This window comes from Burkholderia sp. 572, from assembly GCF_040545135.1.
In the GTDB taxonomy this organism is placed as follows: Bacteria; Pseudomonadota; Gammaproteobacteria; order Burkholderiales; family Burkholderiaceae; genus Burkholderia; species Burkholderia cepacia.
The window spans coordinates 53,607-78,851 of record NZ_JBEPLH010000015.1 but is presented as its reverse complement, the minus strand read 5'-3'; the positions used below and the strand labels follow the sequence as shown (position 1 = coordinate 78,851).

Annotated in this window: 19 protein-coding genes and 1 pseudogene; 11 read left to right on the top strand and 9 right to left on the bottom strand. The window is 66.3% G+C overall.

Annotated elements, in window-relative coordinates; translation table 11 throughout:
* Positions 1–73: 73 nt before the first annotated feature.
* From icmH to tssJ, 3 genes are all read right to left on the bottom strand, one after another.
* Complete coding sequence (icmH, locus tag ABIC51_RS26710; protein ID WP_027788517.1) at positions 74–856, bottom strand: type IVB secretion system protein IcmH/DotU; 783 nt, start codon at positions 854–856, stop codon at positions 74–76.
* Positions 853–2,199: a type VI secretion system baseplate subunit TssK gene (gene tssK / locus ABIC51_RS26705; RefSeq protein WP_011350756.1), complete on the bottom strand. Its 1,347-nt coding sequence runs from the start codon at positions 2,197–2,199 to the stop codon at positions 853–855. The genes icmH and tssK overlap by 4 nt, the downstream gene beginning before the upstream one ends.
* A gap of 102 nt (positions 2,200–2,301) precedes the next feature.
* Complete coding sequence (gene tssJ, locus ABIC51_RS26700) at positions 2,302–2,913, bottom strand: type VI secretion system lipoprotein TssJ (protein WP_027788516.1); 612 nt, start codon at positions 2,911–2,913, stop codon at positions 2,302–2,304.
* A gap of 373 nt (positions 2,914–3,286) precedes the next feature.
* On the opposite strand from tssJ, the gene ABIC51_RS26695 reads away from it, so the two are divergent.
* The 9 genes from ABIC51_RS26695 to tssA all read left to right on the top strand — a co-directional run bounded on the left by ABIC51_RS26695 (position 3,287) and on the right by tssA (position 14,525).
* Positions 3,287–3,925, top strand: a complete 639-nt coding sequence (locus tag ABIC51_RS26695) for a tetratricopeptide repeat protein (RefSeq protein WP_027788515.1) — start codon at positions 3,287–3,289, stop codon at positions 3,923–3,925.
* 44 nt (positions 3,926–3,969) lie between these two features.
* Positions 3,970–4,485, top strand: coding sequence for a type VI secretion system contractile sheath small subunit (gene tssB, locus ABIC51_RS26690; RefSeq protein WP_027788514.1), 516 nt, complete (start codon positions 3,970–3,972; stop codon positions 4,483–4,485).
* Between the two features lie 15 nt (positions 4,486–4,500).
* Entirely contained in the window at positions 4,501–5,991 is a 1,491-nt protein-coding gene (tssC, locus tag ABIC51_RS26685; RefSeq protein ID WP_006477094.1) for a type VI secretion system contractile sheath large subunit, read from the top strand.
* Positions 5,992–6,061: 70 nt separating this feature from the next.
* Positions 6,062–6,565 carry an Hcp family type VI secretion system effector gene (locus tag ABIC51_RS26680; RefSeq protein WP_006477093.1) on the top strand — a complete coding sequence of 168 codons (504 nt, stop codon included), beginning with the start codon at positions 6,062–6,064 and terminating at the stop codon, positions 6,563–6,565.
* 344 nt (positions 6,566–6,909) lie between these two features.
* Positions 6,910–7,395 (top strand): type VI secretion system baseplate subunit TssE, encoded by a 486-nt coding sequence (tssE, locus tag ABIC51_RS26675; RefSeq protein ID WP_021161818.1) that lies wholly within the window; start codon positions 6,910–6,912, stop codon positions 7,393–7,395.
* A 77-nt stretch (positions 7,396–7,472) separates the two neighbouring features.
* Positions 7,473–9,308, top strand: a complete 1,836-nt coding sequence (gene tssF, locus ABIC51_RS26670) for a type VI secretion system baseplate subunit TssF (protein WP_021161817.1) — start codon at positions 7,473–7,475, stop codon at positions 9,306–9,308.
* Entirely contained in the window at positions 9,272–10,372 is a 1,101-nt protein-coding gene (tssG, locus tag ABIC51_RS26665; protein WP_048023630.1) for a type VI secretion system baseplate subunit TssG, read from the top strand. The genes tssF and tssG overlap by 37 nt, the downstream gene beginning before the upstream one ends.
* 322 nt (positions 10,373–10,694) lie before the next feature.
* Positions 10,695–13,364, top strand: a complete 2,670-nt coding sequence (gene tssH, locus ABIC51_RS26660) for a type VI secretion system ATPase TssH (RefSeq protein ID WP_059699702.1) — start codon at positions 10,695–10,697, stop codon at positions 13,362–13,364.
* A 39-nt stretch (positions 13,365–13,403) separates the two neighbouring features.
* A complete protein-coding gene (tssA, locus tag ABIC51_RS26655; protein WP_059699704.1) occupies positions 13,404–14,525 on the top strand; it encodes a type VI secretion system protein TssA in 1,122 nt (373 codons plus the stop codon).
* 85 nt (positions 14,526–14,610) lie between these two features.
* Here tssA and ABIC51_RS26650 read toward each other — a convergent pair whose 3' ends face one another.
* The 4 genes from ABIC51_RS26650 to ABIC51_RS26635 all read right to left on the bottom strand — a co-directional run bounded on the left by ABIC51_RS26650 (position 14,611) and on the right by ABIC51_RS26635 (position 21,622).
* The gene (locus tag ABIC51_RS26650) at positions 14,611–15,540 is read right to left on the bottom strand and encodes an OmpA family protein (RefSeq protein WP_059688450.1); all 930 of its coding nucleotides are present in this window, start codon (positions 15,538–15,540) and stop codon (positions 14,611–14,613) included.
* 4 nt (positions 15,541–15,544) lie between these two features.
* On the bottom strand, positions 15,545–16,534 hold the full coding sequence (gene tagF / locus ABIC51_RS26645; protein ID WP_027788508.1) for a type VI secretion system-associated protein TagF: 990 nt from the start codon (positions 16,532–16,534) through the stop codon (positions 15,545–15,547).
* Positions 16,531–20,475 (bottom strand): type VI secretion system membrane subunit TssM, encoded by a 3,945-nt coding sequence (tssM, locus tag ABIC51_RS26640; protein WP_175862491.1) that lies wholly within the window; start codon positions 20,473–20,475, stop codon positions 16,531–16,533. The genes tagF and tssM overlap by 4 nt, the downstream gene beginning before the upstream one ends.
* Positions 20,476–20,776: 301 nt before the next feature.
* The gene (locus ABIC51_RS26635) at positions 20,777–21,622 is read right to left on the bottom strand and encodes a M15 family metallopeptidase (protein ID WP_021161809.1); all 846 of its coding nucleotides are present in this window, start codon (positions 21,620–21,622) and stop codon (positions 20,777–20,779) included.
* 121 nt (positions 21,623–21,743) lie between these two features.
* Here ABIC51_RS26635 and ABIC51_RS26630 point away from each other — a divergent pair, with 121 nt between their 5' ends.
* Positions 21,744–22,703, top strand: a complete 960-nt coding sequence (locus tag ABIC51_RS26630) for a hypothetical protein (RefSeq protein WP_027788506.1) — start codon at positions 21,744–21,746, stop codon at positions 22,701–22,703.
* Between the two features lie 206 nt (positions 22,704–22,909).
* Positions 22,910–23,935: a transporter gene (locus ABIC51_RS26625; protein ID WP_060359935.1), complete on the top strand. Its 1,026-nt coding sequence runs from the start codon at positions 22,910–22,912 to the stop codon at positions 23,933–23,935.
* Positions 23,936–23,951: 16 nt separating this feature from the next.
* Here the strand turns inward: ABIC51_RS26625 and ABIC51_RS26620 are convergent.
* Both ABIC51_RS26620 and ABIC51_RS26615 read right to left on the bottom strand, forming a co-directional pair.
* A pseudogene (locus ABIC51_RS26620) lies at positions 23,952–24,101 on the bottom strand (DUF1427 family protein); the annotation flags it as partial.
* 24 nt (positions 24,102–24,125) lie between these two features.
* Complete coding sequence (locus ABIC51_RS26615; RefSeq protein ID WP_059699712.1) at positions 24,126–25,103, bottom strand: quinone oxidoreductase family protein; 978 nt, start codon at positions 25,101–25,103, stop codon at positions 24,126–24,128.
* Positions 25,104–25,245: the final 142 nt, after the last annotated feature.

The window sequence follows — 25,245 nt, the reverse complement described above, 5'->3', positions numbered from 1 at the left end:
GACGTCGCAACAAAAAAGGACCGCCGGGGCGGTCCTTTCTCATCGTGAAGCGAGGCCGAGAAACCTCCGCCCCTCAAGGCAGCGAAATCGTCAAATTGGCCGACTCCGGCCCGACCTTGATGACCTGCGAATAAGGCGCCAACGCCTGCAGCGTCTTGTCCTTCAGATACGTATTGAGCCCGAGATACCCGAGCAGCGCCACCAGCGCAAAAACCGCCCCGATCGCCCAAACCGGCACTTCGCGTTTGAGTCGATGCGCGATCTGATCCGGCAACGGCCAATGCGGCGCGAACGGCGCCCGCTTGCCCTTCATATGCGCGATCTCGTCCCCCAGCCGCGCGGTGAGGTAAGCCAGCTTCTCCGGCCCTTCGAGCAGATACTTGCCCTGGAACCCGAGCAGCAGGCACATATGAAACACCTCGAGCGACTGCAGCCGCGCCGCACCCTGCGCGCGACCTTCCTCGAGATACTGGAAGAACTTCTCCCCCGCGAGCTGCTCGCCGAACAGCACGAGCTGCAGCGGCCGGCGTTCCCAGTCCGTGCGGATCTTGAACTGCGACGACAGCACCATCTCGTCGATGGCCGCGCAGAACGCGAACTTCGCGCCGTACACATCCTCGGCCGCGATATTCAGCTTTTTCGCGCCACGCTCGAAGTCCGACAGGAATTCCTGGATCCGCGTGCTGAACTCGCTCGCGCTATCCGGTTCCCGCCCGTTCTTGAGCAGGAACAGCATGAAGAACCCGTCGTACAGCAGGTCGAGCAGCGAACGGGCCTGGAACGAGGCGTCCGTCGACGCCGGGGTATGCAGGGGAGGCGGCGCGTTGTCGCCGAACAGGGAAGGCGCGTAGCTCATGATGTGACCGCGATCAGTTCGAACTTCAGGTCATTGATGCCAGTCGGCGCGTAGATCATCGCGGACTGGGCCTGCAGCATGCGCTCGTACAGCGCGCCGCGCGAATCGAGCGCGAAGTAGCAGGCGCCGGGGCGCACCGGAATCGCGGGCGGCACTTGCGGCGTGTACGACAGCCGCACGCCGGGCATGGCCGACAGCACGAGCTTGTCGACGTCGTCGGGCGCGCCGACCTTGAAGCGGGCCGGCACCGCATCGACGAGCTCGACGCTCGGCATGTCCGCGGACACCGCGAGGTAGAACTCGGTCTTGTCGTCGATCTTGCCGGAATCGAGGCGGCCGAGGTGGAACGACGGGCGCACCTCGTCGAGCGTGATCGCGAAGTAGCGCGTCGAGATCACGGTGTCGAGCAGCTCGCGCAGCATCAGGTCGAGACGCGCAAAGCTCGGGCCCGGATCGTCGTGGCGGTACACCGGCAGGTCCGCGAGCGTGTAGCCCTTCGAGAACGTCATCAGCTGGCCCGCGAGGCGCAGCAGTTCCTGGAACAGCCGCTCGGGGTGCAGCGCCGAGTGCTGGTGCAGGTGCGCGAGCGTCGCGAACGCGGCGTTCGCGGTGTGCAGCAGCCAGAACGACGCGATGTCGCCCGAGCGGAATTCGATGATGTTCTTCGACGGCTCGCGGTGAAAGCCGTACAGCGCGTTCACCTTCGCCTGCAGCGCATCGACGAGCTGGCGCAGCCGCTGGTGCAGGATCGGCGATGCGTCGATCGCGAGGCACGGCGGCACGAAGCTGTCGTCGATCTCGAAACCGGACGTCGCGGTGCGGCGCACGCGTACGAGCGGCACCGACAGCAGCTGGTCGCGCGGTTCGCTGTGCGCGATCAGCTTGACCTGCGTCTTCAGGAACGTGATGTCGGCTTCGGCTGCGTCGGTGAAGTTGTCGCCGACGCTGGTCTGCTCGCTGACGAAACGCGTCATGAAGCCGGCGGCCGGATCGTCGCTGTAGTTGGTGCCGTTCTCGCGCAGCGGGTGCAGCGCGAGATAGAACACGAATTCGTTGATGCCGTCAGGCAGCGTGTCCAGCGCGATCGGCGGCGGCAGGTCGTCGGCCTGCGGTGCGGCATACAGCGCGCCGTCCGGGAACACGAGCGCGAGCTCGGCCACCCGCAGCACGTTGCTGCCGAGCGCATCACGGTCGATGCGCACCGAGCGCACGCCCCAGTTGTACGGCTGGATCGCCTGGATCGATTCGAACAGGCGCGCTTCGTGGTACGCGTCCTGTCGCTGAAAGTGTTGAGGCCGGAGGAACAGCCCTTCCCCCCACAGCACCTTGGCCGAATAACTCATGTCAAATCCGGTTAATGTCGCGTTGCGATGTAATCGATTCGTTCGTACCCGAATTAAATCGCCAATTGTTAACTCTTGTTAATTGACATTCGTGCGTCATGTTTAACCGCAGGAGACCGAAGAAAGCAAATTCAGCGGTTGCGAAGGCGCACCCTGTTGCGGTGCGATGACGGTGCCATCGGTGACCGTCATCGCGCAATTATGCAGGCCGATGATTATGCCGGATTTCTCCGACTTCACCGGGTCGAACGTCAGTTTCCATCGTTGTAGTGCGGGATCGCGGAACAGCGCGACGATGCCGAACGCTTGCGCTTCGCGCGAAACCTTTTCGGTCGCCGTATAGCGCTGGCCCGGAATCAGCGTGATTTCACGCACGTTCAGCAAATCCGCGCCCAGCGCGGCTTTTTCCTTGGTCGGATCCGTAAATGCGTCGAACGGCGCCTGCTGGAACGACGTCGGGTCCTTCAGCGTATAGAGCCGCACGACGAGCGCGAGCGGCTTGTTGTCGGTCGCGGCGTTCAGGTTCGGCGCCGCGGCGAGCGTGATGCCGAGGCTGCGCGGCGGCTTCTGCGCGTCGGGCACCTCGGGCTTGCCGATGCCGGCGGCGGACATCACGGCGCTCGCGGCCGAGCCGAGCAGCGGGGCGGCCGCGCATCCGGCCAGAAGGGCGCAGGCAACCAGCGGCAGCGCGTAGCGAATCATCAACGATCTCATCGTATTTCCGGCGTGCTGCCTTTATCCCTGTCAAATCTGCCGGGTATTTCCGCGCTCGTTGCGTATCCCCGGCATTGCACTGTTCAACTATTAAGCACGCCCGCGTCGTGGCGAGCGTCCGGAAATTTTTTCCGCCACCCCGGCGGCGCGTCGTGCAACCAGTAAAACTTGCCCATTCCGGCCGAAAGAAAAATCGCTGCGAGCCCGCGGCGAGCGGCCATTGGAGGGGGTAGCGCCCGGTTTTAAAAGGAATTACTCTTCACACGACGATTGAATTATGAAAAATTGATCGGTACTATACCCGCGCGCTTCTTGCAAAGCAAAAGAACCAGATTCTCAACGATTTAAAACTCACGCGCCGGTGGATATAACGATGAAAGACCGTCTCTTCGCAAAACTGTCTGGGGTAGTAGTGGCTTGCGGCGTGATCGCCGGTTGTGCGAGCCAGCCTCCCGCGCCGCCGACTGCAGAGGTGTTCAACAAGTCGCTGGCCGATGCGGACGCAGTTGCGAAGGCGGGGGACCAGGACAAGGCCCTCGGCCTGTATCAGCAGCTCGCGAAGTCGGATCCGACGCGCGAGGAGCCGTGGTCGCGCATCGCGCAAATCCAGTTCGCACAGAACCACTACGGTCAGGCAATCGTTGCCGCGCAGGAAGCGCTGCAGCGCGACGCGACCGACCGTCAGGCGAAGAGCGTGCTGGCCGTGGCCGGCCTGCGGATCGCGACGCAGTCGCTCGGCGAGCTGCGTCAGGATTCGTCGCTCGCGGGCGACGCGAAGTCCGATGCGCAGGCGCTCGCGAAGCAACTGCGCGACACGCTGGGCGAATCGGCGCTGTTCCCGCCGGAGACGAATCCCCGCGCCAGCGGCCGAATCAAGAGGACCCGCACGGTCGTGCATAAGAAAGGCACGACGCCGGCCGCCGAAACCACCGCTACGGTGCCGCCGACGAACACGTCGTCGGGCGGCGCCGCGCCGAAGGGCGGCGACCCGTTCGGTGCACTGCGCAACTGACCGCAACTGACGCGATAACCACAACTAACCTGGGAGCCGTCGAGATGGCCAAGAAAGAAAGCATTCAGAAAAGCTTGCAGAAAATACGGCCGCCGCGCGTCCAATTGACCTACGAGGTCGAGAAGGGCGATGCGATCGAGGTGAAGGAACTGCCGTTCGTCGTCGGGGTCGTCGGCGATCTGGCGGGCCAGTCCGAAATTGAGCAGCCGAAGCTGCGCGACCGCAAGTTCGTCAACATCGATCGCGACAATTTCGACGACGTGATGAAGGCGATCGAGCCGCGTGCCGCGTTCCAGGTGGAAAACCGCCTGAGCGAGGGTGGCGGCAAGTTTGCGGTCGACCTGAAGTTCCGTTCGCTGTCGGATTTCAGCCCGGACGAAGTCGTCGAACAGGTCGAGCCGCTGCGCCGCCTGCTCGAGGCGCGCTCGAAGCTCGCCGACCTGCGCAACAAGCTCGCCGGCAACGACAAGCTCGAGGATCTGCTGTCCGAGGTGCTGAAGAACACGCAGCAGCTGCAGGAGCTCGCGAAGGGCACCGGCGGCGACAAAGACGGCGAATGACGACGGAGTGTTGAGATGAACCAGCAAACGGCTGCGGCCCAAGCGAGCGGCGCGGAATACGCCGCCGGGACTTCGCTGCTCGACGACATCGTCGAGAAGAGCAAGGTCGCGAAATCCGATTCCGAGCATGCGCGTGCGAAGGACCTGATCGGCGAACTCGTGCACCAGGTGCTCGACGGCACGGTGATCGTGTCGGACAACCTGTCGGCCACGATCGACGCGCGCGTCGCGGAACTCGACCGCCTGATTTCCACGCAGCTTTCCGCGGTGATGCACGCACCGGAATTCCAGCGCCTCGAAAGCACGTGGCGCGGGATGGACTATCTGGTCAAGGAAAGCAACACCGGCCAGACGATCAAGATCAAGGCGCTGCACGCTCCGAAGCGCGACCTCGTGCGCGACTTCAAGGGCGCGAGCGAATTCGACCAGAGCGCGCTGTTCAAGAAGGTCTACGAAGAGGAATTCGGCACGTTCGGCGGCTCGCCGTTCGGTGCGCTGATCGGCGATTACGAGATCTCGCGCCAGCCGGAAGACATGTACTTCATCGAGCAGATGTCGCACGTTGCGGCGGCCGCGCATGCGCCGTTCATCGCGTCGGCGTCGCCCGAGCTGCTCGGCCTCGAGTCGTTCTCCGACCTCGGCAAGCCGCGTGATCTCGGCAAGGTGTTCGATACGGTCGAATATGCGAAGTGGAAGTCGTTCCGCGACGCCGAAGATTCCCGCTACGTCGGCCTGACGCTGCCGCGCTTCCTCGGTCGCCTGCCGTTCAATCCGAAGGACGGCCAGACCGCGGAGAACTTCAACTTCGTCGAAGACGTCGACGGCACCGACCACGACAAGTACCTGTGGTGCAACGCCGCGTGGGCGTTCGCTGCGCGCCTGACGGCCGCATTCGACGACTTCGGCTGGTGCGCGGCGATCCGCGGCGTCGAAGGCGGTGGCCTCGTCGAGGACCTGCCGACCCACACGTTCAAGACCGACGACGGTGAAGTCGCGCTGAAGTGCCCGACCGAAATCGCGATCACCGATCGCCGCGAGAAGGAACTGAGCGACCTCGGCTTCATTCCGCTCGTTCATTGCAAGAACTCGGATTACGCTGCGTTTTTCGCCGCGCAATCGGTGCAGAAACCGAAAAAATACAGCACCGACAGCGCGAATGCGAACGCCGTCCTGTCCGCCCAGCTTCAGTACATCTTCTCGGTGTCGCGCGTTGCGCACTACCTGAAGGCGATGATGCGGGACAAGATCGGCAGCTTCGCATCGGCGCAGAACGTGGAGACTTTCCTCAACCGGTGGATTTCGCAGTACGTCCTGCTCGACGACAACGCGTCGCAGGAACAGAAGGCGCAATTCCCGCTGCGCGAGGCATCCATACAAGTGTCGGAGATTCCGGGCAAGCCGGGCTCGTATCGTTCGGTCGCGTTCCTGCGCCCGCACTTTCAGCTCGACGAACTCTCGATTTCTCTGCGACTTGTCGCTGATCTGCCCAAACCGGCAAATTCATAAGCGAGTAAATCGCCCGGGCGGGCCGCCTGGGTAGGACGTTAAAACCACCTCTTTGGGGAGTCGAAGGGCCATGTTACATATGCACTTGCAGTTTGGTAGTCCCGCGGTGAAGGGCGAGTCCGCGGACAAGGACCACCAGGGCTGGATCGAACTGAAATCGTGGGATCACTCGATCGTTCAGCCGCGTTCGGCAACCGCATCGACCGCTGGCGGTCACACGATGACGCGTTGCGAGCACGGCGACATGATTTTCACGAAGGAAATCGATTCGTCGAGCCCGCTGCTGTACCAACACGCTTCGGGCGGTACCACGTTCGACGAGGTGACGGTTCATTTCTCGCGCGCTGACGGTGAAGGCAAGCGCGTGCAGTATCTGGAAGTCAAGCTCAAGTACGTGATCATCTCGAGCATCGCCCCGAGCGTTCGCGAGGAAGGTCTGCCGCTCGAGACGTTCTCGCTGAAGTACGCAGCCGTGCAGTGGAAGCAAACCCAGCAGAAGATCGGCGGCAACCAGGGCGGCAACACGCAAGGCGCCTGGAGTCTGACGAAGAACGACAAGACCTACGCGGTCTAAGGTCGGTTGCGGCAACGGGGCGCTCGTCGTCCCGTTGCCGTTTTCGCTGTGAATCAGGGCCTGTTTCCGCTAATAACGGGCTTGCGCTGGCCCCCAGAAGGGCCGAGCGCAAGGATTGCGACGAAGCGAATACTCGACGTATTCGCGAGGAGCGTGACGCGGCGATCGGCCCTTCTGGGGGCCAGCCCCACGAATGATTTTTTCAAACAGGGGAACGTGCGTTGCCGGCCGTATTGCGGCGTCGTTCGTCGCTTGTTTGGCTCGGCCAAACGGCGCTCCTCACTCCTTGCACTACGACCGGCAACACACGTTCGCAAGCCCGTTATTAGCGGAAACAGGCCCTTATGAAACGATTCGAACCCAGTTTTCTCGACAAGCTGTTCGACGACGAACCGCACCTGCCGGCCTCGGCAGCGATGCGGCAATTGTCGCTGGACGAGCTCAAGAACACGGTCGCCCGCGACGTCGAGGCGATCCTCAACACCCGTATCGCCCACACCGAGAACGAACTGGCCACACTGCCGGAGTGCCAGAAGTCGGTGCTGACCTACGGGCTGAACGATTTCGCAGGGCTGAGCCTGGCGAGTCACTACGACCGCGCGTTCATCTGCAAGTCGATCCAGCAGGCCATCGCGCGCCACGAGCCGCGCCTGCAGCAGGTGCAGGTGACGTTCGAGCTGAACGAGCAGGCCACCAACGCGCTCTATTTCGCGATCCAGGCGCTGCTCGTCGTGCACCCGGCCGAGGAGCCGGTGAGTTTCGACGCGATGCTGCAGCCGTCGACGCTGCAGTATTCGGTCACGCGCGCACGCGCCGCAAGAATGCAATAAATCAAGCCGCCGAGCGGGCCGGACCGCCCGGTGATGGTTCAGGGTCCGGCAGGAAATATTGAGGTTCGGGGTCGTCGATGGAAGAATTGCTGCCGTATTACGAGCGCGAATTATCGTTTTTGCGGCGCTATTCGCGAGATTTCGCCGAACGCTATCCGAAGATCGCGGCGCGGCTCGCGCTGTCCGGCGAGCATTGCGAGGATCCGCACGTCGAGCGGATGATCGAGTCGTTCGCGCTGCTCGGCGCGCGCATCAACAAGAAGCTCGACGACGACTACCCCGAATTCACCGAAGCGCTGCTGGAAGTGCTCTATCCGCACTACCTGCGGCCGTTCCCGTCGTGCTCGATCGCGCAGTTCACGCCGGCCTCGCCCGGCCAGCAGACCGAGCCGGTCGTGATCGATCGCGGTACCGAGCTGAAGAGCCGCCCGATCCGCGGCGTGCAGTGCCGGTTCCGCACCGCCTATGACGTGACGCTCGCGCCGATCCGCATCTCGGAAGCGCGCTACACGCCGGTCGCGCTCGCGCCGAGCGCGACGGTGCTGCCGTCGAACGCGACGGGCGTGATCTCGATCACGTTCGAGTCGCTCGCCGCGCAGCTCGATCTCGGTGCGCTGAAGCTGCCGACGCTGCGCGCGCACCTGCACGGCGAGCAGTCGTTCGTCGCCGCGCTGACCGACTGCCTGTTCGTCAACGTGCTCGGCGCGTATGTCGAGCCCGAACGCAACGGCCGCTGGACCGCGTTGCGCAAGCTGCCGATCGCGCACGCCGGCTTCGACGAGGACGACGCGCTGATCGACTACCCGGCGAAATCGCATCCCGCGTATCGCCTGCTCACCGAATACTTCGCGTTCCCCGACAAGTTCGATTTCGTCGACTTCGACATCGCGGCGATCGCGCGCGCGACGGGACGCTGCCAGCGGGCGACACTGCATCTCGTGCTGCAGGACGTGCGCAGCGATTCGCACGTTGCGCGGCTGCTCGAGCTGCTGACGGCGAGCCACTTCCGGCTGTTCTGCACGCCGATCGTCAACCTGTTCCGCCAGCACGGCGAGCCGATCCGCATCACGCACCGCGCGGTGTCCTACCCGGTGATCGCCGAGGCGCGGCGCGCGTTCGCATACGAGGTGTACTCGATCGATTCGGTGAAGCTCGTCAGGCAGCAGGCGCACGAGGAATCGGTGATCGAATTCCGGCCGTTCTACTCGCTGCATCACGGCGAATCGGCGCGGATCGGCCATTACTGGTTCGCGCGCCGCAACGACTGGGTCGCGCAGAAGAGCCCCGGCTATGAAACCGAAATCTCGATCGTCGACATCGATTTCGAGCCGACGTCGCCGCAGACCGACACGCTGAGCCTCGACCTCACCTGCACGAACCGCGACCTGCCGGCCATGCTCGCGTTCGGGCTCGAAGGCGGCGACCTGTTCCAGGAAGGCGGCGCGCAGACGAGCGGAATCTCGATGCTGCGCCGCCCGACGCAGAGCGTACGCTTCGAGCGCGGCCGCGCCGCGCACTGGCGGCTCGTGTCGCACCTCGCGCTCAATCACGTGTCGCTGGTCGCGCACGGCCTCGCGCCGCTGAAGGAAATGCTGACGCTGTACGACCTGCGGCGCACCGCCGTGTCGATGCGCCAGATCGACGGCCTCGCCGGCGTCGAGCAGCGCGGCGCCGTGCAGTGGCTGCCCGGCAAGCCGTTCGCGACCTTCGTGCGCGGCATCGAGATCCGCCTGACGATCGACGAGGAGCACTTCGTCGGCGCGAGCCTGGCCTCGTTCGTGCGCGTGCTCGACAGCTTCTTCGGGCTGTACGTCCACCTCAACAGTTTCGTTCAACTAGTCGTCGTGTCGAAGCGCACCGGCGAGGAGATCATCCGATGCAAGCCCCGGACCGGCGAATCGATCCTGGCGTAGTCGACGCACTGCTCGACGAACCGCACCGCTTCGAGTTCTTCCAGGCCGTGCGCGTGCTCGAAGGGCTGTTCGCGCGGCAGGCGTCGGATGCGCCCGGCGCGTGGCGGCAGGGCGACGTGGTCGCGCAGCGCATCGAATTCCGCAACACGCTGTCGCTCGGCTTTCCGCCGAGCGAGATCGAAGGCGCGCGCTCGTTCGACGGCGACGGCACGCAACTGAAGACGGACGAGCAGCGCGGCGCCGCGCTCGCGGCCGGCGAGCTCGGCCACGTCGAGCTGACGCCCGCGTTCTTCGGGCTGCTTGGCGGGCAGGGCGCGCTGCCGCTGCATTACACCGAGCAGATCATCGCGCGCGAGCACCTGAAGCGCGACCACGCGGCGCGCGCATTCTTCGACGTGTTCTCGAACCGCGCGACCGCGCTGTTCTATGCCGCGTGGAAGAAATACCGGCTGCCGTTCCATTACGAGCTCGATCGCGACGAACGCTACCTGCCGCTGCTGCTCGCGATCGCGGGCGTGCCGAGCGACGAAGTGCGCGACAGCCTCGCGGCCGGCGTGGGCGGCGTGCTCGACGAGGCCGTTGCCGGTTATGCGCTGGCCGCGCGGCACCGGCCGATGTCGGCTGCATACCTGCAGCGCACGCTGTCCGATTATTTCCGCGTGCCGGTGAAGATCGACCAGTTCGTCGGCAAGTGGTACGACGTGCCGCCCGACCAGCTGAGCGTGCTCGGCGAGGTCAACGCGGTGCTCGGCGCGACGGCGCTCGTCGGCGAACGCGTATGGCAGCGCGACATGCGCGCGCGGATCGTCGTCGGCCCGCTGTCCAAGCGCGACTACGAGGCGTTCCTGCCCGGCGGCGCGCAGGCCATCGCACTGGAGCGGATGCTGACGCTGCTCGCCGGCGTCACGCTCGAATACGAGGTGAAGCTCGTGCTCAAGCGCACCGAGGTCGGCGCGAGCGTGCTCGGCGCGGGCTCGCGGCTCGGCTGGGATGCGTTCCTGTGCACGCGGGACGCGCTCGAGGATCGCTCCGACGCGCGCTACGAACTGCACGTGATTCACTGAATCCAAGGGTCTGTTTACATATGGAACGCGCATGCGAATGCCCGAAATCGCTCGCAGGGCAAGAAGTGAGGAGCGCCGTTTGGCCGAGCCAAACAAGTGACGAGCGACGCCGCCATGCGGGCGATTTCGGGCATTCCCGTGATATGAATTTTTTGATTTGGGGTTGCCACGAGAACGGCCGCTCGCCGCGTTGCGCTCCTTGCGAATACGTCAGTATTCGCGGCGTCGCGCGCCTCGCGAGCGGCCGTTCTCGTGGCAACGCATGCGCGTTCCATATGTAAACAGACCCTAACAACACACAATCGAACCTGAGATCGACGCCATGAGCACGCCTCTGAAGACCCTGATCACGAAACTGAACCCGCTGTGCCGCCACGCGACCGAGCGTGCGGCGAGCGCGTGCCTGGCGCGCGGCCACTACGAAGTCGATCTGGAGCACCTGTTCCTCGCGTTGCTCGAGGAGCCGGCGGGCGACCTGCCGCTCGCGCTGCGCGCGAGCCGTGTCGATCCGCATGCGCTGCGCGCCGATCTGGAGCGCGAGCTGACGCGCCTGAAGACAGGCAACACGCGCACGCCGGTGTTCTCCGTGCACCTGATCGCGCTGTTCGAGCAGGCGTGGCTGATCGCGTCGCTCGATTCGCAGCTCGGCCGCATCCGTTCCGGGCACCTCCTGCTCGCGCTGCTGACCGCGCCGGATCTCGCGCAATTCGCGCAGCGGATGTCGTCGCAGTTCGCGGAAGTGAACGTGACGGACCTGAAGCACAAGTTCGACGAAATCATGGCCGGATCGAGCGAGGCCGAACCGCGCCAGGCCGATACGGAAGACGGCGGCCTCGCGCCGGCAGTCGACGGCGCGGCGCCCGCGGCGGGCCCGTCGAAGACGCCCGCGCTCGACACGTACACGACCAACCTCACGCAGCGCGCACGCGACGGCAAGATCGACCCGGTGATCGGCCGCGAAGCCGAGATCCGCCAGGCGATCGACATCCTGATGCGTCGCCGCCAGAACAACCCGATCATGACCGGCGAGGCCGGCGTCGGCAAAACGGCGGTCGTCGAGGGCCTCGCGCTGCGCATCGCGGCCGACGACGTGCCGCCGCCGTTGCGCGGCGTCGCGCTGCACGTGCTCGACATGGGGCTGCTGCAGGCCGGCGCGAGCGTGAAGGGCGAGTTCGAGAATCGCCTGAAGAGCGTGATCGACGAGGTGAAGAAGAGCGCGCACCCGATCATCCTGTTCATCGACGAGGCGCACACGATCATCGGCGCGGGCGGCCAGGCCGGCCAGAACGACGCGGCGAACCTGCTGAAGCCGGCGCTCGCGCGCGGCGAGCTGCGCACGATCGCCGCGACGACGTGGAGCGAATACAAGAAGTACTTCGAGAAGGACGCGGCGCTTGCGCGGCGCTTCCAGGTCGTGAAGGTCGAGGAGCCGAGCGAGCCGCTCGCGGCCGCGATGCTGCGCGGAATGTCCGGCCTGATGGAAAAGCACTTCAACGTGCGGATCCTTGACGATGCGATCACCGAGGCCGTGCGTCTGTCGCACCGCTACATCAGCGGCCGCCAGCTGCCGGACAAGGCGATCAGCGTGCTCGACACCGCGTGCGCGAAGGTCGCGCTCGCGCACAGCGCGACGCCGGCGGCGATCGACGACACGAAGAAGCGCATCGAGCGGATCGACGCGGAAATCGCGTCGCTGGAGCGCGAGGCGGCCGGCGGCGCGGCGCACGACGAGCGGCTTGGCGAGCTGCGCGGCGCGCGCGACACGGCGCTCGAACAACTGGCGAAGGACGAAGCGCGTTATGAAGCCGAGCGTGCGATCGTCGCCGAGATCACCGAACTGCGCGACACGCTCGACAAGGCACGCGGCCCGTCGGAAGACGGCCAGCCGGTCGACGTGCAGGCGACCCGCGACAAGCTCGCCGAGCGCGTCGCGGCGCTGCACGCGCTGCAGGGCGGCGAGCCGATGGTGCCGCTGCAGGTCGACGGGCATGTCGTCGCCGAGATCGTCGCCGCGTGGACGGGCATTCCGCTCGGCCGGATGGTGAAGGACGAGATCGACACCGTGCTGAACCTGCAGCCGCTGCTCACCGCGCGCGTGATCGGCCAGGACCATGCGCTCGACGCGATCGCGCAGCGCGTGCGCACCGCGACCGCAAACCTCGAGGATCCGAACAAGCCGCGCGGCGTGTTCATGTTCGTCGGGCCGTCGGGCGTCGGCAAGACCGAGACGGCGCTCGCGCTGGCCGACATCCTGTACGGCGGCGAGCGCAAGATGGTCACGATCAACATGAGCGAGTACCAGGAAGCGCACAGCGTGTCGGGCCTGAAGGGCTCGCCGCCGGGCTACGTCGGCTACGGTGAAGGCGGCGTGCTGACCGAGGCCGTGCGCCGCAACCCGTATTCGGTCGTGCTGCTCGACGAGGTCGAGAAGGCGCACCCCGACGTGCTCGAGATGTTCTTCCAGGTGTTCGACAAGGGCGCGATGGACGATGCGGAAGGGCGCGAGATCGACTTCCGCAACACGCTGATCATCCTGACGTCGAACGTCGGTTCCGCCGCGGTGATGCAGGCGTGCCTGAACAAGCCGGCCGAGGAACTGCCCGATCCGGATGCCCTTGCCGAGACGCTGCGTCCGCAGCTGTACAAGACGTTCAAGCCCGCGTTCCTCGGGCGGATGAAGGTCGTGCCGTACTACCCGATTTCCGACGACGTGCTGGCCGAGATCATCGAGCTGAAGCTCGAGCGGATCCGCCGCCGGATCGAGGCGAACCACAAGGCGGCGTTCGAATGGGACGAGTCGCTCGTCGACGCGGTGCTCGCGCGCTGCACCGAAGTCGATTCGGGCGCCCGCAACGTCGACCATATCCTGAACGGCACGCTGCTGCCGGAGATCGCGGGCCACGTGCTCGGCCGGATCGCCGACGGCGCGGCCATCGCGCGCATCGCGGTGCGCGCGGACGAGGCCGGCGAATTCACGTACACCGTCGAATGAGCGCGGCCGCGCATCACCCAGCATTGATGAACTGAAACCATGCCGATCAATCTCCCCGAGCTGCTGACGCCGATCAGCGATGCGTCGCCCAGCGGCGACGACCTGCTGTTTTCGAACGAATTCGACGCGATCCAGGACGCGCGGCGCTACGACGATCCGACGCTCGACCAGGGCGAATGGGTGACCGAGATCAAGGAGGCCGACTGGGGCTTCGTCGTCGATCACGCAGGCGAGCTGCTGCGCACGCGCACGAAGGACCTGCGGCTCGCCGTATGGCTGACCGAGGCGCTCGCGCTCGAGGACGGCATCACCGGCCTCACCGAAGGCTATGCGCTGCTCGAGGGCCTGTGCCGCGACTTCTGGGACACCGTGCACCCGCTGCCCGAAGACGACGACATCGAGCACCGGCTCGGCAACGTCGCGTGGCTGTCCGGCCGCACGGCGGAGCTGCTGCGCGCGGTGCCATTGACGGACGGTGCGTCGAACGCGTTCAGCACGCTCGACTGGGAAGTGGCGCAGCATGTCGCGCAGGCCATCAAGCGCGACCCCGAACACGCGGACGACATCGCACGCGGCAAGCCGTCGATCGAGCAGATCGATTCGTCGCGGCGCGTGACGTCGATCGCGTTCTACACGGCGCTGCTCGCGAACCTGAAGGCGTTCGAATTCGCGCTCGATGCGTTCGAGGAGCGGCTCGTCGAGCGCGCGGGCGATTCGGCGCCGAGCTTCCGGCAGGCGCGCGACGCGTTCGAGACCGTGTACCGGCTCGCCGAGCGCTTTGCGCGCGAGCAGGGTTATACGGGCAGCGCGCCGCACACGCAGTCGGCACCGCAGGCGCAACCCGAGCGCATCGAGCCGGTGTTCGGCAACCCGATTCAGACCGAGGAGACTCACGTGCAGCCGCAGCCCGTTCCGCGCGCCCCGGTGACGCAGATGATCGCCGGCATCCAGAACCGTGCGCAGGCCGTCGACCAGTTGCGCGCGGTCGCCCGCTATTTCCGCCAGACCGAGCCGCACAGCCCGGTCGCGTATCTTGCCGACAAGGCGGCCGAATGGGCCGACATGCCGCTGCACAAGTGGCTCGAGAGCGTCGTGAAGGACGACGGCTCGCTGTCGCATATTCGCGAACTGCTGGGCGTGAGGCCGGACGAGCAGTCGTAAACGTGAAACGGGCGGCGCATCGCTGCCGCCGCCCGTCGCCTGCCGGGCCGCTCCGTACGAAGCGGCCCGTGACATCCCTCTACGCTTACTGCCCCACCCGGAACTCGATCCGTCGGTTCCGCGCGCGCCCGTCCGCCGTATCGTTCGGCGCGATCGGCTGATCCGGCCCGACGCCCGTCGTCGTCATCTGCTGCGGCGGGATGCTCTTCGTGATCAGGTAACCCTTCACCGCATCCGCGCGCGCCTGGCTGAGCGCGATGTTCGACGTGCGGTTCCCCGAGTTGTCTGTGTGACCGATGATGTCGACCGTGCGGTTCTGCATCTTCGCGAGCGCGGCCGCCATCTGGTCGAGGATCAGCTTGCCCTGCGGCGTGAGCGTTGCGCTGCCCGTTTCGAACTCGATCGTCCGGTTCGCGAGCGTCTGGTCGAGCACGCCCTGTTCGGATGCCGATACGCGCAGCCCGTTCCTGATCGTATACGTCGGGTTCAGCGTGTTCGCCATGTCGCTCGCGAGCTGCTGGCGCTGCGCTTCGTTGTGCACCTCGCCCTTCATCTCGATCTGCGTGCCGTTGATCTTCAGCTGCCCCTTGCTGATCTGCTTGAGCTGCGCGCCGAGCAGCTTCTGCACGTTCGCGCTCCAGTTCGGCGGCGTCGCGACGTCGCCGACCTCGATCTGGTCGACGACGTTCGTCGCGCCGTAGGTGTCGCGCAGCTTCTGCAGCACGGCGGCCTTGGTCGCCTCGTCGGGCACCTTGCCGCCGACGACCACCTGGCCGGGTGTCGCGGCCGCGGGCGGCGGCGTGATGGTGCTCGCGGTGCCGGCCGTGCCGTGCACGACGGCGCCTGACGCCGTCCCCGGTGCGGCACCGGTGTTCGCGGGCAGCGCGGTCGTCGCGACCGTGCCGTTGCCGACCGGCGTGACCGTCGCGCCCGTGTTCTGCGCGAAGGCCGTGCCGCTGCCGATGAACAGGCCCGAGGCGAGGAGGGCGGCGAGGACGTGATTCATGCGATGCATCCCGTCAGCCTCCGATGAACGCTTCACGGAACGCGTCGATAGCGACGCGCAGCGAGAGTTGCGGTTGGTCGAGGTAGCTGACGAGCTTGCTGATCTGGTGATCGTTTTGCGCATGGGCGTCGATCCACTCGGGATCGTCGATGTCAATGTTGTGGGCGGCGTAGGTCTGCGGGTCGACGACGCTCAGCAGCGTCTTGGCCGACGCGCCGTTGAAGCCGATGATGAGCCGTTCGCGCTCGGCGATCGTGCCGATGAAGATCGCGAGCTCGAAGTCGGCCTGCGCGACGAACGGCGCGATCAGTTCGAGCCAGAACGCGGCGACGAGGCTGCGGTAGAACGGATCGACCGGCAGCGGCAGCGTGAGGCCGCGTTCGATGTGCGACGAGCCGCTCTGCATCACCGGCCGCAGCAGCGAGCCGAGCGCGAGCATCGCGCCGCGCAGCCGCACGGGATGACCGCTGTCGAGCAGCATCTCCTGGAGGCCGTACAGCGACTGGTGTTCGACGAAATCGTTGAAGGTGCCGTCATGCGACGTGCCGGGGCCGCCGACGTCGATCGGCACCTGCGTGTCGCCGAGCGCCTGCAGCGCGCCGGGCGGCTCGTCCTTGCCCAGCAGCGGCGGGATCTGCGTGGCGACGCGCGACCACAGCCGCGCGAACGCGAGCGGGCTGCGCGCGAGGAACGCGAGCGGCCGGTCGACCTCGAGCGCCGTTGCGCCTAGGAACGGGAAGCGGCGCATCGACACGTCGTGGCTCGCGACCATGTGGCCCGCGATCGCGAGCTTGCTGCGCGAGCCGAGGAACGCGAAATGCATCGGCTTCGCATCCTCGTAGACGAGCTTCCAGCGCGGATCTTCCGCGAGCAGTTCGAGCGCCTGCGCGATCCAGCGGTCGAGCGTCTGCAGCAACTGCGGATTGTGCGGGCTCTTCACGAAGTCGCCGCGCGACGGAATCTTGCCGAAGTAGGCGATTTGCGCCTGTACGGTTTGCGTCATTGCGCCCCCTGTGCATTCGTTGCGTTGGCGGCCGCGACGGCCGGCGCTGCGCCCGGCGTAACCGTGCCGGACTGGGTCGCGTTCTGCGCGGCGCCCGCGCTCGCGTCGGCGACCGACGACGGCAGCTGCAGGCCGCGCAGGCTCTGCTGCTGCGGCTGGTCGCTGCCCCCGCCGCCGGACGGTTGCGACGTGCTGATGATGCGCATCGTCACCGACACGTTCACGTTGCCCTGCGCCCACGTCAGGTCGAAGGTGCCGTCCGGACGGCGCTTGCGTTGCGCCGAGTTGATCAGCTTCTCGAGGCCGTAGCGGCCCGGCTCGTTGACGAGCTGCACCGTGCGGCCGTCGAAGGTCGTCGCGGACAGCGTCGCGCCCGGCGAGCCCTGCGGGTTCGGCCACACGAAGTTGGTCCACTGCGGCGGCGTGTTGCGGTAGCGCAGTTGCTGGCCGTCGATCGCGATCGTGTATTCCGTCGTGCCCGTGCTCGGCTGCGGCAGGATCTGGAACACCGTCTGCGGCTCGGACGACGCGGCCGCGCCGCCTGCCGCACCGCCCGCGAGCGGCGCGACCCAGCGCGCGAAGCCGTTCGTGAAGTCCGGCGTGAGGCCGATGCCCATGTCGCCCCACGTGCGGGCGGCGAGGGTGTCGCCGCGGCGCACCGCGAGCGGCCCGAGCGTCGTGCCGACGAACTTCGCGATCGAGCCGTCCGGACCGAACACCTGCGCGATTTCACCGGCGCCGGCCTCGACCTTCGCGCTCGCCGCGAACGGGTACTTCGTCGCGAGCGAGTTCTGGAACGGCTGGTAGACCTGCGCGTTCCACACCTTGTTGACTTCGGCGCTGGCCGGCTGGATCACGACCGCGAACGCCTGCATCAGCGGCCGCACGAGCAGCGGACGCAGCGACTTGCGTTGCGAATCGGTGAGGCCGGTCAGCATCTGTTCGTCGACGAGCTTCAGCGAATCGGCGAGTTCCGAACCGTTGCCGTCGAGCGTCTGCTGCATCAGCTGGCGCGCGCCCGGGCCCGGGTCGCCCTGGTTCTTGATCACGTTGAAGCGCGTGCGGACCTTCGACAGCGACTCCATGTAGCCCTTGAGCATCGACGTGCCGTCATGCACCGCGACGATCCGCGCGAGCCCGATGAATTCCTGGCCGATCGGACCCATCGGCACCTCGGCCGGATTGCCGTTGATGTCGATGTTGGCGGCCGCCACCTGGCCGGCCGGCGTGCGCGAGAACAGTTGCTTGACCCAGTTCACGACACCCGTCTGCGCCTTCTTGATCGTCACGTTCGCGAGCGACGGGTTGTCCCACGACGTCTGGTCGTACGCGGTCTCGAGGATCTTGCGGATCGGCGAATCCTGCGGGTCGCCGAGGCGGTTCATCCCGTCGACGGCCTGGCCGAAGCTGCTGAAGCCCTGCACGGCGATGCCCTGCATGAACTTCTGCCAGTGCTGCGCATACTCGGTCTTGTACATGCCGACGAGCGTCTTCTGGATCTGCTCGGGGCTGCCCTCGAGCGTCAGGTCGTCCTGCGTCGACGTGTTCAGCACCCAGTCCTTCGCCTGCAGTTCCTTGGTCGCCGCGTCGCGGATCGCCGGCTGCACGTAGTCGAACCACGCTTCGCGCGTGAACGTGCCCGGAATCGCGTAGCTGCCTGCCACGAGCCCCTGGTTGCCGTCGCCGACGATGCGCGCGATGGTCATCGGCGCGAAGCGGGTCGACGCGCGTGCCTTGATTTCCTCGTACACGCGCTGGCGGGCCGGCATGCCGCGCACGACGCGGCGCAGGTTCTCGCGGGTCTGGTCGACGAGCGCGAGGTTCGCGTCGATCATCGGCCAGTCGTCGTCGTTCACGCGCGACAGGTAGAACGAGATCATGCGCTCGGCGCTCTTGATCATCTCGTCGCGCGGCATGTTGCCGCGATTCGTCTCGAGCCAGCCGCGCCAGAAGCGGGCGAGCTGGTCGGTCAGGTGCGCCTGTTCGACGTGACGCTTGTCGGACAGCATCAGGTACGTCTTGAGCGCGTTGTACGCGTCCTGCACGTTGGTCGGCGACGCGTCGCTGTAGAGGCCGCCCTGCGGAGCGGCCGGCTGTTGCGCGGCGGCCGGCGCGGTGCCGGATGCGGCCAGTGCGGCGCCGGCCTGCGGCGCGGCGCCTGCCGCGTTCGTCGAGACCGGAATCGCGCCACCCTGCACGGCGCCCGATTCGGGCGGGCGCGTCATCGGCACGAGCTGCTCGGGGTGCGCGTTCACGTCCTTCATGAACGACGCGAGATTCTGCGACACGGGGGCCAGCAGGATCTGGCGCACGCCGTTGTAATACTCGGTCAGCAGGTGCTGCTCGAGACGGTCGCCCTGGTACAGGCCGAGCGACACCGAGACCGGCTTGTCGCGGCGGAACTGCTCGAGCTGCTCGATCCGGTCTTCGAGGATGTCCATCGCCTGCAGGCGCGACTGCAGGTCGTTGCGGCCCTGCTGCAGGCGCGTGACGTTGTCGAGGTCGGCCTGCACATTCGCGACGAGCTGCTGGTTGCCGATCGTCGACCAGGTCCAGCCGCCCAGCGCGAGCGCGAGCGCCGCGACGAAGCCGAAGAAGGTCGCATAGCGCAACCGGGTCTTGGTCGGGCTCGCGAACTGCCGCACCGTCTGGCGGTCCGCGAAGATCACCTTCGAGAACAGGTCGCGCAGGAAGAAGCCGTTCTTCGAGAATGCACTGTGCGGCTTCGGCAGCGCGCTGCCGTCGAGGCCGAAGCGCTGCGCGATGCGCTGCGCGGCCGCGCTGTTGGTTTCGCCTTCCTGCAAGGCGCTGGTGAAGTAGAAGCCGCGGAAGATCGGCTTGTACTGGAACGGGTTGTTCTCGAACAGCGTCGCGAGGAACGCGCGCAGCGACGGCTTGATCGTCGAGAATTCGAGCGGGAAGCTCAGCTGGCCCGGCGACAGCTGGTTGCCGCGCGACAGCGACAGCTGCGCGACGCTGATTTCCTTCAGCCCTTCGTACAGTTCCTCGAAGTGCGTGTCGAACTGTGCGACCACGTCGCGCTTGTCGTCGGGTTCGTAGGGCAGGGTGGCGCCCCACACGCGGTCGTACTCGTGCTTGTCGCTGCTGCTGAAGAATTCGGTGAAGCCGGTGATCAGGTCGGCCTTCGTGAACATCACATAGACCGGCGCGAACACCTCGAGCTTCTCCGTCAGCTCCTGAACGCGCTGGCGGAGGTTTTTCGCGAGGTTGATCGCGAATTCGGGCCGGTTGCCGGTGAGTTCGGCGATGCTCGCGGTGACGATGATGCCGTTGATCGGCGCCTTCGGGCGATAGCGCTTGAGCAGGCCGAGGAAGCCGAGCCATTCGCTGCGATCTTCCTCGTGCACCGAATAACGGCCGGCCGTGTCGAGCAGGATCCCTTCGGTCGTGAAGAACCAGTCGCAGTTACGCGTGCCGCCGATGCCGTGGATCACGGCGCTGTTCTTGTCCGCGAACGGGAACTGCAGGCCGGAATTGAGCACGGCGCTGCTCTTGCCCGCGGCCGGGTTGCCGATGACGATGTACCACGGCAGTTCGTACAGCGCGGAGCCGCCCGATACCTGGCCGATCTTCGACGTCTTGATCGTCTTCACGGCGTCCGACAGGCGCGTGCGCAGCACGTCGAGGTCGGCCGTCTTCGCGTCGGGGGCGAGCGCGGCGGCGGCGGGCGCAGCGATCTTGCCGGTTTCCGCCTGCTCCTCCAGCACCTGGCCGAGCTGCTGGTTCGCGCGCTTCACGCGCCAGCGGCGCCACAGCGCGACGACGAGCCACAGTGCGAGGATCGCCGCGAACGCGATCGCCGCCCACAGGAGCGGCAACTGGAGCATGTCGGCGACGATGAAGAGGATGGCCGCTAGCGCGACGATCCCGACGATCGAGAGCGTACGCGGATGAGTCAGCACGTTGAGGATGCGTTGCATAGGACGTTCAGGTTCCGGTGCGATTCGGTGAGGCGACGCAGGCGCGTCGAGCGGCAAGGGTGGCGCCGCGATGTGTCGCCATGCTGTCAAACGGGATGAAGGGGGCTGGCATCAATGCGCCCGCGGCATCGGAGAAGGCGCGCGCATTAACGAAAGGACGCTGTGAGATTTAAAACGGAAGCGGCGGCCGGAAAAAATCGCGCACCGGAATGCATGATTTTTTGCGCCGCCCATATCGTTTCCTGCCGGGATATTAAAAAGCCCCATGCCGCCCTCATTATTTCCTGTCCGGCAGCCCTGGCTAGCTGCCGCGTCCCAGTTTAAAACCGGGTTTATGGTATTCCACGTGCCCGAGATCCATCATTTTCCAGCGGCCCCCCCAGGTCAGGCCAACCTGTTCGGCGACCTGGCCGTACAACTGGTAGCCGCGCATCGCCCACGGATCTTTCTCGGAAATGACCAGCTTGCCGTCGCGCAGGAATGCGTTGTCGGCCGCCAGCCCGAATTGGTGATAACTCTGGAAGGCCGCCGCGTTGGTCACGTTGCCGCCCATTGCCGCCAGCCGGTTCTGCCGTTCCGGGCTCCGGTAACCTTCCAGCAACGCCATTTCATATCCATATTGTTCGTGCATGATCTTGTAGACCAGCAGCAAACGCGTACGGAAATCCGGATCCAGCAGGTTCCAGTCGCGGCTTGCATCCTTCAGCGCCGGACGTACCTGTTCGACTTCCTTGGTGGCGAAGACTTCCGGCGGCAGCGGCGGGGGCGGTACGAGCTGTTCGCCCTGCAGCAGGGCGGCGATCTTCTCGTCGGGCACGCGCGCCGTGTCGTCGTACTGGAACAATTGCCGGCCGCGTAACGCAATGGCGACCAATGGCGGCGTCGCAAGAATACCTGCCGATACCATAATCATCAAGCGCCGCCGAACCAGTAAATTTTGCACATCGTTTAAAGCACCGCGCGTAACGCTTGCCGATTTAACAATCTGACTTCGCGTACGCGCGGCGCGATCGTTCGCACGGCGTGTTAGGCGGCCGTGAAACTGGGCGACGGATTCGAAAACGGTCGCGCGGATACCCGGTAAAAGCAACAGTGCCGCAACTGCTACGGCAAGGGCGAAATAGGCGACGAGTGCGACGGCAATCAACGAAATCCCCGGAAATTGGAATTGATTGTGTTTTGCAATGCTTGCTCTTAGAATCAGGCTGCTTCGAGAGGCCGGGCTATATTATCGCGGTGAATTAAACCAGGATTCAATGAGACGCTGAATGAGTGCGCCGGAAAATTCAAATTCGAAAACTCCGCCCAGCCTGCTGTCCGATACCAAACCGGCAGGCGACGGAGCTCAGCAGTCGCGCATTCTCGCGAATCTGGAAGGACGTGTCACGCCGCCGGCCGAACCGCCGCGCCGTTCGCTGAAGGCGCCGATCGCGGCCGTCGTTGCACTGGTGGTTGCCGTCGGTGGCTGGGGCGCATGGCGCGTGCAGCATTCGGGCGAGCAGGCCGCCGCCGTCACGGCCGAGGCCGCACCTGCGGCCGCCGCACCGGCGAAGGCCGCAGCGGCCAGCGACGCTGCCGTGCAGGTCGCGCAAAATGCGGCATCCGCCGCGCAGCCGGCCACGATCGTCAACGACGACGCAGCTTCCCGAACCGTTGCTTCCGCATCGTCCGCGTCCGCCGCGGACAACAGCCGCCTGTCGCGCGCGCTCGCCAACGGCGCCGACGATGCATCGGGCACGGCCGGTGCGGCCGCCGCTGCTGCCGCAGCTGCTGCTGCGACCAAGACCGCGAAGGCCGACGCAGCGAAGAACGCGAAGGTCGCGGCGCACGGCAAGACCGACACGAAGGCCGATGCCAAGGCCGACGCAAAGGCCGAGGCCCGCAAGCATCGCAAGGAACAGCAGGCCGAGCTTGCGCAGGCGAAGAAGCGTCGCGACGCGACGCCGACCCGCAGTGCGAAGGCGGCCGGGAAGGACGATCCGGATGCGGATCTGCTCGCGGCGCTCGTCGCGCGCACGAAGCCCGCCGACAAGAAACTCGCCGCGCAGAAGGCGCAGGCCGTGCCGACCAAGACGGCCGCGACGGCCGGCTCGCTGGCATCGCGCGTGAAGGAATGCTCGGAGCGCGGTTTCTTCGAGGATCAACTGTGCCGCTGGCGCGTCTGCGAAGGTCACTGGGGCAAGGATCCCGCGTGCCCGAGCGCCGCGCAGTCGGAGACGCGGCAGTAACGCGTCTCGCGTTTGCCGGCCTGCCGCACCTGCGCCGCCCGTTGGGCGGCGCGTTGCTTTTGGGGCGCGGAATCGGCCGGTATGATGCGGCGTGACGCTGTCACCGGCGCGTCACGCCCGTCGGGCATACGTTTCCTTTCCTTTTCCGGCGCGGGCTCGCGACCCGCGATGCGCGGCGCGCCGCGCGCCGCACGACCTTCGACACGATGGACCTGATCGTACAGACTTACGGCGCCGATACGTCCGGCATGGTGTGCGGATTCCGCTTCGATCCGGGCGGATCCGGCGCGACGCTCGATGCCGACACGGCCGCCGCGTGGCTGCGCACGTGCCGCGAGCACGATGGCGCGTCGGACGATTTCGTCTGGCTGCACTTCAATCTCGCGCACGGCGCGAGCGAGCGCTGGATGCGCACGCACCTCGGCCTGCCCGACAGCTTCTTCGAATTCCTTCACGAAGGGTCGCGCTCGACGCGCATCGAGCAGGAAGACGGCGCACTGCGCGCGATCGTCAACGACGTGATGTTCAACCTCGAACTGACGCCGTCGGAGATCGCGACGCTGTTCGTCCACGTCGAGCGGCGCATCATGGTCACCGCGCGGCTCAAGCCGCTGCGTTCGGTCGACACGCTGCGCGCGTGCGTGCGCGACGGCGAGCAGTTCCGGTCGCCGGCGGAGCTGCTCGTGCACCTGCTGCGCGACCAGGCCGACCTGCTGATCCAGATCATGCGGCGCACGAGTATCGACGTCGATCGCATCGAGGACCGCTTCCTGTCGCAGCGGCTCACGTCGAGCCGCATCGAGCTCGGCGCGATGCGCCGCACGCTGACGCGCCTGCAGCGCATGCTCGCGCCCGAGCCCGGGTCGATCTTCCGGCTGCTCGCGAAACCGCCCGCCTGGCTGCACGTGGAAGACGTGCAGGAGCTGCGCGAGTCGACCGAGGAGTTTTCGCTGGTGCTCGCCGACCTGGCCGGGCTCAACGAGCGGATCAAGCTGCTTCAGGAAGAGATCGGTTCGCGTCTCGACGAGCAGAACAACCGGACGCTGTTCACGCTGACGCTCGTGACCGTGATCGCGCTGCCGATCAACATCGTTGCCGGCTTCTTCGGGATGAATGTCGGCGGCGTGCCGTTCTCGGAGAACAAGCACGGCTTCTGGCTGATGGTGCTGCTCGTGGCGGGCTTCACGGCACTCGCCGCGTGGTGGGCATTCCGCCGGCGCGACGACCGCTAGCGGCATCGACCCGTCAGCGCAACAGCGCGATCGCGCGTTCGCCGATCACCATTCCAAGCAGCCCGACGAGCGCGACGAGCGGCGGGGCCGGCGAGCGCACGTGCAGCAGCGCATACAACACGCCGACGCCGAGGCCCACCGCGAGCGAAGTCACGTAATCCGTCATGGCGGTCTCCCGTGTGATCCGGCGTCAGGGTTTGAGGATGACGCGCTCGCGCGCACCGGCCAGCACCGCGCGATACGCATCGTGCGCGCGCTCGAGCGGATAGACGTAGTCGTCGCCGATCGGGAACGGGCGCAGGGTGCCGTTGCCGAAGCCGGGCGCGAGCGTGTCGAGGATCTGCGCGACCGCGGCGCCGCCGAGCTGCAGCGAATCGACGCCCACGAACGTGTGCTGGCCGCGATAGAACGCGAAGATGTCGAACGGCACGCTGCGCTCGATCGTCGAGATGAAGATCTGCCGTGCACCGATCGCCATCGACGCGTTCGCCGCTTCGAAGTACGGGCTGCCGACCGTGTTGTAGACGATGTCCGCGCCGCGGCCGCCGGTCGCCGCGCGCACCGCGTCGGCCACCGGCTCTTTCGACGCGTCGATCATGTGCACGTCGCCCGATGCGTGGCCGCGATAGCCGCCGGCGCTGCGCTCGACGCCGATCACGGTTGCGCCGTGCGCGGTCGCGAGCTGGATCGCGGCCTGGCCGACCTTGCCGTTCGCGCCGAACACGAGCACGACGTCGCCGGCCGTCGGCATGCCGGCGCGGCGCAAGCCTTCGTAGGCGGTGACGAACGGCACGCCGACGCCGGCCGCTTCGTCGAGCGTCAGCACGGCGGGCTTGCGGCGCACCAGTGCCGCGTCGAGCACGAGCCATTGCGCATGCGAGCCGTCGCGGCCGACGCCGAGATCACCGCCCGAGCCCCACACCGGCGCGCCGATCCAGCCTTCCGGGCCGCTGCGCACGATGCCGGCCCAGTCGCGCCCGGGCGTGCGCGGCCACACCGCGTGCGGCATGCGGCCGAGCGCGGCCTTCACGTCGCTCGGGTTCACGCCGGCCGCGTGCACCTCGATCAGCATCTGGCCGTCGGCCGGTACGGGCGTGTCGATTTCCCTGACCCGCGCGTCGAGCGACTCGATGTCGGCGGCGGGGGCGTCGAAGCGGATGCTGCGCATGGTGATCTCCGTGGCGGTTGGCTGCCGCGCGGCCCGGTGGGGCGGGGCGTGCAGCGAGTGAAATGGATGAACGCAGTCTAGTCGGCCCGGTTTGACGCGGAAACCCGCAAAGGCGGATGATTGTTTTGCGATGAACGCATAG